The sequence below is a fragment of the Parasphingorhabdus pacifica genome, from assembly GCF_054779195.1.
The window spans coordinates 127,845-142,448 of record NZ_BAAGYS010000008.1 but is presented as its reverse complement, the minus strand read 5'-3'; the positions used below and the strand labels follow the sequence as shown (position 1 = coordinate 142,448).

Here is a 14,604-nt window from a genome sequence, read left to right as displayed (position 1 = left end):
AAATCCCCTAGCTCTCGATCGCCGCCGACGCGGAGGGCTGGCTGCGGGCCGGTTTGGGAATGTCCAGCAGGGACGGCTCTGACATCCCCGCGGGCTTCGGAACGCCGAGCAGCTCCAGGACGGTCGGGGCCACGGACGCCAACCGCAGCGGAGCACCGTTGTCTGCCAGCACGGGCTCGTCGTTCTTTGCAGGCAGCAGGATGCACGGGACCTTGTTGTGGGTGTGTCCCCCGTACGGCCGAGTCACCCCGTCGGCAGAGCGTTGCGACATTTGCTCGCCATTGCCGTGGTCGCCGACGAGCAGCACCCAGCGCCCGGCCGCGCGAGCATTCCGGCAGATTCGCCCGACCGCCCGATCGACCGCCTCGGTTCCGCGAACGGTCGCGGCGTAGTCCCCGGTGTGCCCAACGACGTCAATGTTCGCCAGGTTGGCCATCACCAACGCCACATCGTCCCGAGCCACGGCGTCGATGACGTGCTGTGCGACACCGTCAACGTTCATCTCGGGCCGAGCGACGTAATCGTCGCCGGTTACCGACGCAACGCACTGGTGCTCCTCGCCTGGCCTGGCGCGCGCGTCCCGTCCGTTGACGAAGAACGTCACGTGCTCGAACTTCTCCCGCTCGGCGATGCGCACGGAACGGATCCCGGCACCTTCCAGCGCATCCGCCAGCCCGCCCGAGGCATCGGCACGCGGAACCAGGGCAGGAACCGTCGCTCGGGTGTCGTACTGCGCCAGGCTGAGCAGGCGCACGTTCTCGCGTCCGGTGACCAACCGATCGGCGACCGCTTCGACGAGCGGCGCCGTCCTGTCACTGCGGAAGTTGGCGAACAGAACCGCGTCACCGTCCCGGACTCCCGTGCCGCCGCTTTTCGAGATCACGGTCGGCGGCAGCGCCGCATCACCCGCACCGGCGCCGGCAGCGGTGATGACGTCCGGAGCCGCCCCCGGTGCATCGGCATCCAGCAGTAGACGGCATGCGGCCTCGGTCAACGTGGCGTTGCCGCTCTTGTCCATCGCGTAGTTGCGCCCGATCACGGTGGCGAAGGTGCCGACTCCCGCCGACTCGGCCATCTCCGCCAGCCGTGCCAGGTAACCGCCCGCCGAATGATCGGCGACGTCCCGGCCGTCGGTGATGGGGTGCAACCACACTTCACCGAGACCGGCCTCCGCGGCAGCGTGCAACAGCTCGGCGAAGTGGGCGATGTCCGAGTGAATCCGTCCGTCCGAACACAGTCCGACCAGGTGCAGTGCGGAACCGATCTCCGCCAGCCGCGTACATACCTCGCGGAGCAGCGAGTTGGTGCGGAGTTCACCGGATTCTGCCTGGCGCTGCACCAGCAGGCTGTCGTACGTCAGCGGACGACCGGCGCCCATTACCAGGTGGCCGATCTCCGAGTTGCCGACAACCCCGTCGGGCAGGCCGACGGCCGCGCCGGACGCGTCGAGCGACAGGACGGGATGGGTTTCCCGTAACTCGTTCAGGAACGGCGTGTCGGCTGCCGCGATGGCGTTGTCGGGTCCTGGCGGTGCCTGACCCCAGCCGTCAAGGACCAGCAGCACTCCCCCGCGTTTCATGCGGTCTTGCCTCGGAGGTCGTCGAGACGGTGCCAGAAGGTCGGGAAGGATTTCCGAACGCAGCCGGGGTCTCGGATGACGATTCCCGGCGTCCGCAAGCCCGCGATCGCGAAGGCCATCGCGATGCGGTGGTCGTCGTAGGTGTCGACCACCACTCCTTTGGGGTCGGTACCTCCGTGGATCGTCATCGTGTCCACCGTGGTGTCCACCCGCACACCCATCTTGCTGAGCTCTGTGCTCACCGCATCGATGCGGTCGCATTCCTTGAAGCGCAGGTTCCCGATTCCGGCGATGTGCGTGCGGCCCCGGGAGTAAGCCGCGACGACGGCCAGGGTGGGGACAACATCGGGCATGCTCGACATGTCGATGTCGATCCCGGTCAGCGCGCCGCCTTCGAGGGTGATGCCGTCGTCCGCTACCTCGGCACGGCAGCCCATCTGCACCAAGGAACCGATCAGGCCGACGTCGCCTTGCGCGGACTCGTCGTTGATCCCGGGAATGTGCACACGACCACCCGTGATCGCTGCCGCGGCGAGGAAATACGACATCCCCGACGCGTCCGGCTCGACCACGATGTCCCCGCCCTGGTAACGCTGACCGGCCTGGACCGAGAAGTGCTCGTAGCCACGTCGGCTGACCGCGATCCCGGTTCGCCGCATGGCGGCGACCGTCATGTCGACGTACGGCTTTGAGATCAGGTCATCGAGCAGGGTGATGTCCACATCGTGCCGCGCGTACGGGGCGCTGATGAGCAGGCTCGTCGTGAACTGGCTGCTCACGCTACCTTGGATGCTGGTGGTACCGCCGTCGAAGCTCTGAGCTTCGATCTTGATCGGCGGTGACCCGTTCCCACGCAATGCCATCGCGGGAACGCCAAGCGGGGCCAACGCTTCCAGCAGGTGCTCCATGGGCCTCTCCTGCATGCGCTCGTTTCCGGTAAGGGTCGTCGCGCCGCGGGCCAGGCCTGCCATCGTGATCAGCAGACGAATCGGCGTGCCCGCGTTACCCATGTGGATCTCTTCGTCCGGCGCGCGCATCTCGCGGCCGCTGGGTGTGATAACCACGGTGTTCGCGGCCTCGTCGATGACGACGTCGACGTGGCCGAATGCGCGAAGGGCGTTGGCAAGGAGAACGGTGTCCTGGGAAAGCAACGCGTTGTGCAGCGTCGTTGGTTCGGAACACAGGCCGGCGATGGCCAGGTAGCGGTTGGTGTAGCTCTTGGAGCCGAGGACCTCGATAGTGGCGTCGACGGTGTCGACGGGCGCGATGGCGACCTCATCGAGGTCGAGGACCTGGGTTTTGTCGGGAGTCGTCATCTTCGGATTCCTTAGCTCGGGGTCTTTGGCCGCGGAGAGTTCAAGCACGTGCAACGCCGGTAACTGCGCCCAGCCAGACATCGCGGAACGGCCGCAGACGGCACACCAGCCGGTACTCCGGATTGCGGTAGGTGTCGACGTCGCCGCTGACGAACTGCAGCGGTGCGGAACACAGGTGATCCCCCGGTGTGAAGCTCCGCGGCACACCGGTGAGGTTGAAAACGCACAGCACCTGGTGGTCGCCATCCGAGCTGACACGTTTCACGGACCACAGCCCGCTACCGACGTCGACCACCTCGCCCTCCGAGCCCAGTCTGAAGGCTGCGGCGAAAGCAGGCGGCTGCCCGCATTGAAGGAGTGGGGGCTCGACCGCGTCCACCGAGCCGCTGAGCGCGAGGTTCAGCCGTTTCGCGAGTCGGAATATGCGCGCATCACCGGCAGGCGTGCTGGCTGATTCCACTGTCAGCTCGCCAGTACTCATCGCGGCACTCCTCGGTTCCAGGCAGATCCGGTTTCCCGTGTCCGGGCGACACCGCGGACTTCGTCGAGGAACGCGGCGAGGATCGGGTGCACGGCGTCAGCCGTGCTGGACAGCTCGGGCTGAAACAGGCATCCGACGAAGAACGGGTGGTCACTGATTTCCGATGCCCGAGGGGAGCCTGTGGGGTCCCATGCGCAGAACCGAACGCGACCGCCCTGGGTCGCGCGGTCCATGAACTCCTGGACGATCCCGTCCTGGCATTGGAGGAGCTCCTCGACCTCCTCCGCCTGGCCATAGACGGTCGACAGGCGAGAGTCCGGCCGGACACGCAGACGAACCCGGTGGCCGGTGTCGGTAGAACAGGCGCTGGGCAGGATCACGTGCTCGATCGGCCTCAGATCGTCCCCTAAGTCCGCCACCTCGGGCAGCTCGAGCACGTTCTGCGCCTGTTCAAGAACCGTGCTGAAGAACCCACCGCAGGTACCGAGGAATGGTGTTCCGGACTCCCGCGCGAATCGAATCGCACGATGCACTCCCTGCTGCGCTCGGTAGGGCCCACCTGGAACCACCCAGACCCCATCAAAGACGCTGAAGTCGGTGGCGCCGGTGATGTCGGTGGTCGGCACCCACTCCGCGGCAACGCCGAGTTCCGGCATGAGCTTCTCGATCCTGGGGTGCGAAGGCTCCTCGTGGTTGTACTGATCACCGACCAACGCCAACCTGGGTTTCACCGCTGCAGACACAAATCCTCCCACCAGTCGAATACCCGAACCGAACTAGCGTCCCTAATCCGGCGCACTGAGTTCGCTATGCACGTCGGCCGGCTGAAGCAGAATCCCGCAAAAACATCGCCACACGGGGACGTTCTATCGGGACCACGAACAAGACTAAAAGCGTTCCCCTATCCGGCAACCCCTACACGAGCCCCTACCTGAGAAGACCGAAACCCCACTTGATCCTGACTGGGAAAATGTGAAAGGGGACGGGATCGCTCCACCCGCGGCATGATGCACCCAGCCGCTCCGAACACCAACCCTGGGGCTATCCCGCATTCCACCAAAATTCGCAATCCACCTGGCGCGTTCGCCGACTTCGGTTGTCTAGGCCTGCGAAAACGTCCACAGGTAAGCGACGAACCGCGGACTCCCCGACCAGGGCCAGCCAACCGGACCACAGCATCTCTACTGCGGACGGACGAACAAAGAGGGACCGGACCGACGAGCCCCGCCCGAGACAGCCTCCCCGAAGAGCGGATTGCGCTCGCGCCTTTCAGTATCGTTCAATGAAATCGAAGGCGCTGAGCAACTGAGGCGAAACCGCCGAAAAGGGAAGAAACGTGGGTGCACCGGACAGTACGCACGAGCATCCAGAAATATTTCGCACTCACAGAAAAGCACGCTAACTCACAAGAAAGAATTCCAGTTGCGGAATTCTTGGAACTATCCATAGCATGAACTTACTCGCCAGATAAACAGTGGCAAAAGTGCCAGTTGCTGCACGGAATCCGCTTACCAGACGATCTCTGGTAGACGGAGAAACGACAACGGGAGCGTTCTATGACCTTGGTCGACCGCGACCGGGAGTTCGCGGCATTGGAAGAGCTGCTGATCGACTGTCAGCATTCCAGGGCGAGGATCGCGGTGATCAGCGGAGACTCCGGCATCGGCAAGACGGCATTGCTACACGCGTTCGCAGAGGGAGCGACCCAAGCCGGCGCGCTGTGGCTGAGCGCGACGGCGTCACCAGCCGAGCAGTCCATGCCGCTGGCCGTACTCGACCAGATCATCCGCTGCCCCGAACTCGGACCCGAACAGGCCGATCGCGCTGCCCAGCTGCTTGACCAGGTGTCGCTCGACTGGATGATCGAGAATCCTGCCTGTCAGGAGATCAGCGCAACCCTCACACCGGTGCTGCGCGAACTCTGGAAACTTCTCCACGAACTGACCAGCCATCGTCCCGTGATCGTGAGCGTCGACGATGTGCACTACGCCGACGGCTACTCGTTGAAGATCCTGCTGTACCTCTTATCCCGGCTTCGCTCCACCCAGCTTCTCGTGATTCTGACCGAACGCATCCACCCACCACAGCTGGACTCGGTCCTGCCGGCAGACCTTCCAGAGCAGCCCTACACCCACGTGATTCGGCTCAATCCCTTGCCCCGGGACGCCGTAGAAGAGCTGTTGCGCGACAGGTTCGGGGCGGAAAGGGCGCGGGAAATGGCCGAATCCGTAAGGCAGATCGGAGCCGGCTGCCCGACACTCATCCACGCGATGATCGAAGACAACTGCGCAACAATCTCCACCAACCTCATTCAGGTTGACGGCGGAGCATTCGGCCAGGCCGTCGTACGCTGCGTGGAACGCAGCGGACCGTTGATCAAGAAGCTGGCCCGCACGATCGCGATTCTCGACGAATCGGTGTCCGCGGAACGGCTTGCCAAGATGCTCGGGCTCGACACGGCGTTCGCCTCCCAAGCGTTGTCCGCATTCACCGCCAAAGGAACCGTTGGCAAACACGGCTTCCGGCAGGCGGAGGTGCGGAACGCCATCATCGGCAGCATTCCACCGCAGGAACGCATGGCCATGCATCACAAGGCTGCGGAGCTACTCCACATTGAAGGAGCCCAGCCCTCGATCATCGCCCGAAACATCGTCGCATCCGGGAGCTTATGCGATCGCTGGATGATCACCACCCTCCAGGACGCGGCGGAGGATGCTCTGAACGATGACGACACCAGCCTGGCGATCCAATACCTGCAGCTGGCTCAGCAGATCTGCTTGGGCATGAACTGCGACATTTCCGATCGCGCCACGCTGACCTCGGTACTCGCCCGAGCCGAATGGCGTCGTGACCCCTCGGCGGCGCTTCGGCATCTTCCCACGCTCGAACCGGCCGCTCGTTCCGGACAGCTCGAAGGCCGACACTCCACGATGGTACTCATCCAGCTGCTGTGGCACGGACGTACGGACGCCGCTATGGAAGTCCTGAACGGCATCACGCAGAACTACTACGGCGCGATGACCTTCGAGGACGGTGTTCCGTCCGCTGCCGACACGTCGCTGCAGTGGCTGTTCCACCTCTACCCGGACCTGCTCGCGCAGATCGCGACCGGCGACGATTCCGCGGACAAGCACGCGGTCGAGCCCACCACCGTGACATCACAGCTGCAGGAAGCGGCAGCACTGTCGAAGGCACTTTCCGGGAGGAACGGCAAGGACACCCTCGACATCGCCGAACGGATCCTGCAGAGCGCGCACCTCAACGACCAGACGCTCGCTCCGATCACGGCCGCCCTCATCTCGCTGATCTGCGTCGACCGGCTGGACATCGCCACGAAGTGGTGCGACGCCCTGCTGAACGACTCCGAGAAGCGAAACGCGACCACGTGGCAAGCGGTCTTCGCCGCGCTTCACAGCATCATGAGCGTCCGCCAAGGCGATCTCAACGCCGCCAAGGAGCACGCAGGAAACGCACTCGACCTCATCTCCCCGAAGAGCTGGGGCATCGCCATCGGCATACCACTGGCGAGCATGCTCCTGGCGTGCGTTGCCGGAGGCGACCACGCGAAAGCCGACGCTCTTCTAAAAACATCGGTGCCGGAACGGATGTTCTTAACGCCGGTCGGGCTCTTCTATCTCCACGCCAGAGGGCAATACCATCTCGCCGCCGAACGAATCCACGCCGCACTCAGCGACTTCCAGCTGTGCGGAAAGCTGATGAACCGATGGAACATGGATTTCCCCGCATTAATCCCCTGGCGTACCGATGCCGCAGTCGCACACCTGCGGCTCGGAGATGAGAGAACAGCCAAACACCTCGCCGAAGAACAGCTCGAACTTGCCAGTGATGAATACCACCGCGCTCGCGGACTCGCACTTCGAGTCCTAGCCGCGGCGAGTAGCCTCCGCTCCCGACTCCGATTGCTCCAGGACGCCCAAGCCGCTCTCCAACTGTGCGACGACCGACTCGAAACCGCCCGGGTCCTCGCTGAAGCCAGCAAAGCGCACCATGCTCTGAGCAACCGCAGCCTCGCGCGGAAGTTCGCCCGCCGAGCCCATCAGCTCGCGGAGCAGTGCGGCGCCGCCCCGCTCGCCCGTTCAATCTTCCCCAGCGGCCTGGCACCAGACGAGTCAGCGAAGCCCGCGGCTCCGGAAAAGAGTGGGGAGCTGAGCGAAGCCGAAGGACGTGTTGCGTCACTGGCCGCCGCGGGCCGCACCAACATTGAGATAGCCAGGCGGCTCTACGTCACGGTCAGCACTGTCGAACAGCACCTGACCAGGATCTACCGCAAACTCGCAGTGGATCATCGCAGCGAACTGCTGTCGGTCATCCAGCTGGACCCAGCTGACCTAGCGTCCGAGGACTCGGCAACACCCTGATCAACACGTCCCCCTTACTGGCCGCTATCAAGCACCGGCGAATAGGGGGCGTATTACGGGTACCCGGACGCTGATCCAGCCTCATAGTGTCGACGCCGTCCTGCGGCTGTACCGCAGCCCGTCGCCAACACTGCTCATTCGGCCCGCCCGTGCTGCGCGCCAGTGTGCAGACCCGCTCGCGATGGTTGAAGACACTACAAAGGATCGGCAGGTTGCGGTCATGAGCTGGAACTTCATGGAAGCGCCAAGTCGCGAGAACATCGACCGAGTCTGGCGTCAAGAAGCCGCCGAGACTCTGGAGCTTTTCTCCGATCCATCGATCTGGGAAGCCCCGACCGCTGCCGGCCACTGGCAGGTGCGCGACATCGCCGCCCATCTTGTCCACAACACCGAGGGCTACCTGCGCGCCTTCGCCGCAACGAGAGACCAAACGGAGGCGAAGAAACCGATCGACCTGCGTGACATGGCGTCGATGATGAATGACGGTGCACTCGCGCTGCGTTCCGTCGAACGCGACGAACTGCTCGATCGGCTACGCGCGGACCTCGACCGGCTCCTGGAGGTCGTCGCAGACCTCAGCGACGACGAGTGGGCCGGGTTGATGCTGCCGCATGACTACCTCGGACCGTCACCCGCGTGCTTCTACCCGATCTGCCAGGTCCTCGACTACGCAGTCCATTCCTGGGACATCCGGCAGGGGATCGGGAGCGGACACGCGGTAGACGGTGACGCTGCGGATCTGCTGGTTCCGGCCTGCTTCCTGTTGTGGAGCAACACGAACGACACCGACGGCGTCGAGCCGTTCAACATCGGTATCCGCGTCACCGCAGGCCACAACGCAGGCGGCACCCGCGCAACAGTCAGCAGCGAGGGGGTTGAGTTCAACCCAGATGACCTCGACGACGTCGAAGACATCATCGAGTTCGATCCCGCCGGCCTCGTCCTCACCGCGAACGGCCGCATCAACGGCGGCACCTACCGAGGCGACCGGCAGGTACTCGACCGCTTCCGCAACCTCTTCTTCAGCGTCTGACGAACGGGGATGACGACCACAATGGACGACGAACTGATTCTGCTGAACCCTGGTCCGGCCCGCACCTCCCAGACCGTCAAGAACGCACTACTGCGCGGTGACCTCTGCCACCGTGAACCTGAGTTCGCGGACCTTCTGAGCTCAGTACGCATTGCCCTGGCCCGCGCCGTGAACCTCGGAGAAACCCACGAAAGCATCCTGATCAGCGGATCGGGTACCGCCGCCATGGAGGCGGCAGTGATCAGCTCCGTTCGCCAGGACAAGGCGATCCTGGTCGTCAACAACGGTGTCTACGGCGATCGACTCGCCAAGATCGCCCGCGCCAACGGCGTCACCGCGCACGAGGTGTCGCCGAACGGCGAGGGCCTCGCCCAGTGGACGACGCCGATTGATCCCGAAGCGGTCCGAACAGCGCTCCACGAACATCCTGATGTCGACGCGGTCGCCGTGGTTCACCATGAGACGACGACCGGCCTGATCAACCCGATCAAGGCGATCGGTGAGATCGTCGCGCAGACCGACGCCGTCCTTGTCATCGACTCGATTAGCGGGAGTGGGAACGAGGACCAGGATCTCGCCGAGGCGCACGGCGACATCATCTGCGGCAGCGCGAACAAGGGACTTCACGGCTTGCCCGGCCTCTCCTTCTTGCTGTGCTCCGGCAAGGGGCTCGGCCGACTGCCCGAGGTCCCCGCGCGCAGCCTCTACCTCAACGCGGCTGGTTACCTCGGCGCCCAGCGAAAGGGGGAAGTCCCCTTCACACCTGCCGTCCAGGTCTGCTACGCGCTCGACGAGGCGCTCAAGGAGTATGAAGCCGCGGGTGGATTCGCCGCCCGAACCCGGCTGTACCGCGACCGCGCCGCCCTCGCGCGGGCCGGCTTCGACCGCTTGGGGTTGCAGATTCTCGTCGACGAACCGCACCGGGGGAATTCGGTCACCACCCTGCGGCTCCCCGACGGAGTGTCGTACCGAAGCCTCCACGACGAATTGAAATCGCGAGGCTACGTGATCTACGCCGGGCAAGGCGGGCTCTCCGCCGAATACTTCCGCATCTGCACGATGGGCGACATCCCCTGGAACCGCCTCGAACAGCTCGAAGATGCCCTGGCTCAGTCGATCAAGGCCTCAGTTCGGCCCTGACGACGGGTTTGGTCAGCGGAACTCGCACTCGACACGCACGCGGAGGTATTCACTCGTGGGGAACAACACGGACCAGTCACGACGCCACTTCCTCGGAGGCACGCTTCTCGGCAGCGCGAGCCTCGCGTTCTGGAACTCGTCTGGCACCGTACCGGCGGCGCAGGCGACCGAAACCCCGCTGCTCGCCGACTCCACGCACAGCCTCCCCCTCCTGGCCGGGCGATCGTACGACTTCACCCGCGGCGCGGCGGCGCTCGAACCGGACGCGGTGGTAGCGACCGCCTGCCAGTTCTGCAACGCGAACTGCCGAATGCACGTCAGTCTTAAAGCAGACCGGATCATCGACGTCAAGGGAGAACCCGACGACCCAGTCCAGCAGGGAAATCTCTGCGTCAAAGCGCCGATGATGACCGAACTCGTCTACAACGAACACCGCCTCACCAGGCCACTGCGGCGTGTTTCCGGAGACAAGGGATCGCCGGACACGAAGTTCGAGCCCATCTCTTGGGACGAGGCACTTGACATCGTCTCGCACCGCCTGTTGAAACTCCGCGATGCCGGCGAAGCCCGTGCGATCGCCAACCGGACGACCGGCAGGCTCCCACGCGGCGTCGACGCCCTAGTCGCCAGGCTGTTCGCTATGCTCGGCAGCCCGAATAACACCGACGTTGGACCGGTGTGCAACGACGCAGGCGCCAACGCGCTCAACGCGACGTTCGGCCTCGGCAACTTCACCAACGGTTACGGAACCGACCAGGCGACCGGCAAGGAAGATCTGGGGGCGGCGAAGTACCTGCTCCTTCTCGGCACCAACCAGGCCGAAACGCACCCGGTCACCTTCGAGTACCTCCTGCGCAGCCGAGCACAGACGCAGGCGAGGCTCGTCGTCGTAGACCCGCGTCGCACCGCCACCGGTGAACTCGCGGACGAATGGATCGCACCCAAACCCCATACCGACCTCGCCCTTGCACTGGGGATGCTGCACCACATCGTGCTCAACGACCTGCACGACCAGGCGTTCGTCCAACGTTGGGTGGTCGGCTTCGACGAGTTGCGAACACACCTGGCCAACAGCGGCTACACCCCCGAATGGGCCGCCGGTGTCACTGGCGTACCCGCTTTCGCGATCATGCGGATCGCCGAGGAGTATTCCTCGGCGAAACCAGCAGCGATCTTCTGCAACGCGGGAATCTCCCACCAGCTGGGGGCCTTCGACACCTACCGCGTCCTAACCTTTCTCGCAGCCGTCACCGGCAACATCGGAATCCTCGGCGGGGGCTGCAACTTCATGCACAACACCTGGCCCGGTGCGCTCGAACTACCACCGCTTCAGGTCCAGACTCCTGAACCGGGTCCCGCTCTCCCGGTCGGCCCGGACTATTTCGTCGAATCGATCCTCACCGGTGAGCCCTACCGCCTCAGCACGGTCATCACCCAAGGCAACCCGCTGGTTTCCTCCGCCAACACCGAACGGGTGAAGGAAGCCTTCCGGACGCTCGACTTCTTCGTGTACACGGGCCTTTTCATGGAAGAGGCCGCCTACTACGCCGATGTGATCCTCCCGGTGTGCAGTCCGCTGGAATACGAAGGCGTCTACATGCGCCGCGACGACAGGGCCATTCGGTGGCAAAGCGCCGTCGTGGATCCCGTCGGTGAGTCCAAGCCGGACTGGCACATCTGGATCGAGCTCGCCCATGCGCTCGCGCGTCACGATCGCAAGAACCCTCCGTCCTACTGGACCCATGCCTTCCCTAAAGCCTGGACCGACTACCGGTCCCTGTGGTCCGCGTTCGTCGAGCACACACCCGCTATGAAGGGGATGAGCGCAGAGCGGCTCGAATCCCGAACCGAGCCGTTGAGATGGCCGTGCCCAGCGCCAGAGCATCCCGGCACAAGCACTCTCTTCCTCAATCACCCGGCGTGGTACGAAGCCACGGCGTCCCTGGGCCACCGGGGAAAGCGGTTCTTGACGCCCAGTGGGAAGATCGAGATCTACACGCCCGAACTCGAACGAGCTCTGACCGTCGCAGGTCATCCAGCATTACCGACTTTCTACACACATCCCGAAGTAACCGGCGCTCACCCGACGGTCGCCTACTCCGACCAGTTCGTGCCGAACCCGGTGAACCCGAAGGCGCTCACCCCGGTCGTTCGCCTGGATGCATCGCCCACGGACGATGTCCACCGGCATTACCCGCTGATGGGCATGACCGGACGCCCTAGCGTGGTCCACTTCGCGTCGATCACGCACTGGGCCCACACCGGCAAGCAACTGAACGGCATCCGGTTTATCCAGCTCCACCCCCGCACCGCGAAGCGCAACGGCATCGCCCACCACGACCAGGTCGTGGTCGAGAGCCCGCGGGGCAGTGTCACCGGAACAGCCCTGCTGTGGGAAGGGATCCGGGAAGACACGATCTTCGTACCCAACGGCTTCGGGCCCGCTCAGAAAGTCGGCGACCTGTTCAACAATCCGCGCTACGATGCCGCCAACACCCTGGTCGACGACCGCTACTTCGACAACCTGTCCGGGCAGCAGGCGTACAAATGCTTCGCGTGCCGCATCTACCAGGCTTAAACGACAAAACACCATCAGCGGTCAAGCTTAATACCAGCGGATGTTGTTATTAGCGTTTGGTCTGTGGTTCAATGAAACCATGGGACGCGAGCTGGACATCGAGCTGTGGGACGTGACGACGCCGACTGTGGCGGAGAAGGCACGCCGTCTCGCACCCCTGTTGAAGGCGGTGGCCGATGAGAGCCGACTGACGTTGATGCTGCTGCTCGCCGAGCGGCCACGTACGGTCCGAGAGCTCACCGAAGCCACCGGGATGAGTCAGACCCTGGTCAGCCATCACCTCACTCCACTGCGAGAACAGCAGTTGATCATCGCGTCGCCCAAGGGCCGCAGCAACGTCTACTCGCTCTGCTGCAACGGCCTGGTCGAACCGGTACGCCTGCTTGCCTCGCTCGCCGCCACCGACCCGGACGCCGGAGACTGCTCATCCGCCCCTGCGGCCGCCAACGAGCACGTTCCGAGCGACGCGATTCCCGTCGAGTAACCACGTCCGAAATACGCCGATGTTCATGAAATCGCTTGCCCGGAAGCCAGCGATTCCGCCAAGGTCGCCATGTGTCTAATCGATCACGCAATGTGTCTGTCAGCCCGGACTGCTACAGCAACCCGCTGACAGCACACCCACTAAGACGCGAGGGAGCCGAACACCTCGCCAGGGCCTTCAAAGCCATGGCGGACCCCGTCCGCCTCCGGCTGTTCTCCTTGATCGCCTCGCACGAGAACGGCGAAGCCTGCGTCTGCGACCTCACCGACACATTCGACCTGTCGGGACCAACGATCTCCCACCACCTGAAGGTACTCCGCGAAGCCGAACTCATCGAAGGCGAACGCCGCGGAACCTGGATCTATTACCGAGCTCGACCGGCAATGCTCCGCCAACTCGCCCTCACCCTGACCCCGGCCGACGAACCGGTCGGCGCCGCAACAGCGGTGTGATCTGTAGTCCAAGGCACCGTCAGGCAAACCAAGGAGCAGCGGCCACGGCCGGGCGCGGCTCAGAACCGAGTACGAGATTTCGGCTCGCCCGCGACCAGACTTTCTCAGCGGGCACGACGCCATCCCAATCGCGAAGGAGAGGTTTAACCAGACCGCGGACGCCCAAGCACGTCACGGTAGAGGTACAACGACCCCAGCCGCACCACGCCGACCTCATGCGGGAACGAGAACAGCGCCGCCGCGCCCAACTCCAGCGCGGCAGGCCCGAAACCGGGCCACCGCGCGGTCGCCGCCAAGTCGGTGATCAGTACCGGGCCACCGGTAGCGAACGCAGCCAGGCATCCCTCCCCCACTGGTCAGTCGCAGGTCTTCCAACCCACTGCTGATCTAGTCGGACCCCGTGATCGGTAGGTCAGGCCGGAACGCGGACTTGGCCGCCTTCCGTTTCCCAGCGCTCCTCCGAGACCGGGTCCGCCGAGCGGGGGCTGACAACGAGCTCGAAACCAAAAGACGGAACTCCGAGCGGCATTGTGTTTCGGGCCATTTCCCCGCCGCCGCGGGCAAAATCGTTGCTGACGGCGGCGGTCATCGCCGCACGAGCCGCCTCTTCGGAAGCATCCAGCGGCACGACCAGCAGGCTAAGGCGCCCCGCGATCGAACTGGTCACTGCGACCGTGTGCGGATCCATCGACCGGAAACCCTCAAAGTGCACCGTCCGGCCCTCGATGAACATCTTCCGTGGCACAGCCGCCCACATGTCGAGGTGGTAGGAAACCCGGTTGGCCCACCCGATCCGCGGACGCAGCGCCATCACCAGCTCGGGAAATTCCACCTCGGGGTCCCGCGACCAGGGCCACCAGCCACCATCCACCTGGCCACGCACCGCATCGGTCGATTTCATCATCAACCTCGGCCGTGCTCGAGCCTGATCTCCGTCTGCTGTACGTGCCGAACTCAGATCGCCTGAGATCATCTCGGCGCTCCCGCCTCCGGCCCATCGTCCGGACCGGGGATATTTCGTTCACCCAAGGCGGCACCCGCGAAACCGTGGATACTCGATCACCTCCGGTAAACCCACCCTACCCTGCCTGCCCGCTCGGAGACGGACAGTGCGACGCCTTCCTTTCCAGAACCGGCGAGTCAGGCGGAGCACTGGCCTCGC

At 64.3% G+C, this 14,604-nt stretch carries 12 protein-coding genes; 6 read left to right on the top strand and 6 right to left on the bottom strand.

The features are described 5' to 3' along the window. Positions 1 to 7: 7 nt before the first annotated feature. The 4 genes from gpmI to ACYVAN_RS12320 are packed head-to-tail and all read right to left on the bottom strand — an operon-like array spanning position 8 to position 4,119. Positions 8 to 1,579 (bottom strand): 2,3-bisphosphoglycerate-independent phosphoglycerate mutase, encoded by a 1,572-nt coding sequence (gene gpmI, locus ACYVAN_RS12335; protein ID WP_460958959.1) that lies wholly within the window; start codon positions 1,577 to 1,579, stop codon positions 8 to 10. Beyond that, positions 1,576 to 2,895: a 3-phosphoshikimate 1-carboxyvinyltransferase gene (gene aroA / locus ACYVAN_RS12330; protein ID WP_460958957.1), complete on the bottom strand. Its 1,320-nt coding sequence runs from the start codon at positions 2,893 to 2,895 to the stop codon at positions 1,576 to 1,578. Before aroA ends, gpmI begins: the two co-directional genes overlap by 4 nt. 40 nt (positions 2,896 to 2,935) lie before the next feature. Next, positions 2,936 to 3,376 (bottom strand): hypothetical protein, encoded by a 441-nt coding sequence (locus ACYVAN_RS12325; RefSeq protein ID WP_460958955.1) that lies wholly within the window; start codon positions 3,374 to 3,376, stop codon positions 2,936 to 2,938. Beyond that, a complete protein-coding gene (locus ACYVAN_RS12320; RefSeq protein ID WP_460958953.1) occupies positions 3,373 to 4,119 on the bottom strand; it encodes a glutamine amidotransferase-related protein in 747 nt (248 codons plus the stop codon). The genes ACYVAN_RS12325 and ACYVAN_RS12320 overlap by 4 nt, the downstream gene beginning before the upstream one ends. Before the next feature lie 813 nt (positions 4,120 to 4,932). Here ACYVAN_RS12320 and ACYVAN_RS12315 point away from each other — a divergent pair. The 6 genes from ACYVAN_RS12315 to ACYVAN_RS12290 all read left to right on the top strand — a co-directional run bounded on the left by ACYVAN_RS12315 (position 4,933) and on the right by ACYVAN_RS12290 (position 13,442). Then, positions 4,933 to 7,755 (top strand): ATP-binding protein, encoded by a 2,823-nt coding sequence (locus tag ACYVAN_RS12315; protein WP_460958951.1) that lies wholly within the window; start codon positions 4,933 to 4,935, stop codon positions 7,753 to 7,755. 220 nt (positions 7,756 to 7,975) lie between these two features. After that, positions 7,976 to 8,788 (top strand): maleylpyruvate isomerase family mycothiol-dependent enzyme, encoded by an 813-nt coding sequence (locus tag ACYVAN_RS12310; RefSeq protein WP_460958949.1) that lies wholly within the window; start codon positions 7,976 to 7,978, stop codon positions 8,786 to 8,788. 9 nt (positions 8,789 to 8,797) lie between these two features. Beyond that, the gene (locus ACYVAN_RS12305; RefSeq protein ID WP_460958947.1) at positions 8,798 to 9,928 is read left to right on the top strand and encodes a pyridoxal-phosphate-dependent aminotransferase family protein; all 1,131 of its coding nucleotides are present in this window, start codon (positions 8,798 to 8,800) and stop codon (positions 9,926 to 9,928) included. Positions 9,929 to 9,983: 55 nt separating this feature from the next. Beyond that, positions 9,984 to 12,506, top strand: a complete 2,523-nt coding sequence (locus tag ACYVAN_RS12300) for a molybdopterin-containing oxidoreductase family protein (protein WP_460958945.1) — start codon at positions 9,984 to 9,986, stop codon at positions 12,504 to 12,506. A 79-nt stretch (positions 12,507 to 12,585) separates the two neighbouring features. Beyond that, positions 12,586 to 12,990 (top strand): ArsR/SmtB family transcription factor, encoded by a 405-nt coding sequence (locus ACYVAN_RS12295; RefSeq protein WP_460958943.1) that lies wholly within the window; start codon positions 12,586 to 12,588, stop codon positions 12,988 to 12,990. Positions 12,991 to 13,082: 92 nt separating this feature from the next. Further along, positions 13,083 to 13,442, top strand: a complete 360-nt coding sequence (locus ACYVAN_RS12290; protein ID WP_460958941.1) for an ArsR/SmtB family transcription factor — start codon at positions 13,083 to 13,085, stop codon at positions 13,440 to 13,442. 143 nt (positions 13,443 to 13,585) lie between these two features. On the opposite strand, the gene ACYVAN_RS12285 is transcribed toward ACYVAN_RS12290, so the two are convergent. Then, positions 13,586 to 13,795 (bottom strand): hypothetical protein, encoded by a 210-nt coding sequence (locus ACYVAN_RS12285; RefSeq protein WP_460958939.1) that lies wholly within the window; start codon positions 13,793 to 13,795, stop codon positions 13,586 to 13,588. Positions 13,796 to 13,854: 59 nt separating this feature from the next. Continuing rightward, on the bottom strand, positions 13,855 to 14,343 hold the full coding sequence (locus tag ACYVAN_RS12280; RefSeq protein ID WP_460958937.1) for a DUF5994 family protein: 489 nt from the start codon (positions 14,341 to 14,343) through the stop codon (positions 13,855 to 13,857). Positions 14,344 to 14,604 lie beyond the last annotated feature (261 nt).

What these genes read in the sequence shown, in the direction of transcription:
- gpmI (WP_460958959.1), bottom strand. Translation starts at nt 1,579, where the DNA reads ATGAAACGCGGGGGAGTGCTGCTGGTCCTTGACGGCTGGGGTCAGGCA.
- aroA (WP_460958957.1), bottom strand. Translation starts at nt 2,895, where the DNA reads ATGACGACTCCCGACAAAACCCAGGTCCTCGACCTCGATGAGGTCGCC.
- ACYVAN_RS12325 (WP_460958955.1), bottom strand. Translation starts at nt 3,376, where the DNA reads ATGAGTACTGGCGAGCTGACAGTGGAATCAGCCAGCACGCCTGCCGGT.
- ACYVAN_RS12315 (WP_460958951.1), top strand. Translation starts at nt 4,933, where the DNA reads ATGACCTTGGTCGACCGCGACCGGGAGTTCGCGGCATTGGAAGAGCTG.
- ACYVAN_RS12310 (WP_460958949.1), top strand. Translation starts at nt 7,976, where the DNA reads ATGAGCTGGAACTTCATGGAAGCGCCAAGTCGCGAGAACATCGACCGA.
- ACYVAN_RS12305 (WP_460958947.1), top strand. Translation starts at nt 8,798, where the DNA reads ATGACGACCACAATGGACGACGAACTGATTCTGCTGAACCCTGGTCCG.
- ACYVAN_RS12295 (WP_460958943.1), top strand. Translation starts at nt 12,586, where the DNA reads ATGGGACGCGAGCTGGACATCGAGCTGTGGGACGTGACGACGCCGACT.
- ACYVAN_RS12280 (WP_460958937.1), bottom strand. Translation starts at nt 14,343, where the DNA reads ATGAAATCGACCGATGCGGTGCGTGGCCAGGTGGATGGTGGCTGGTGG.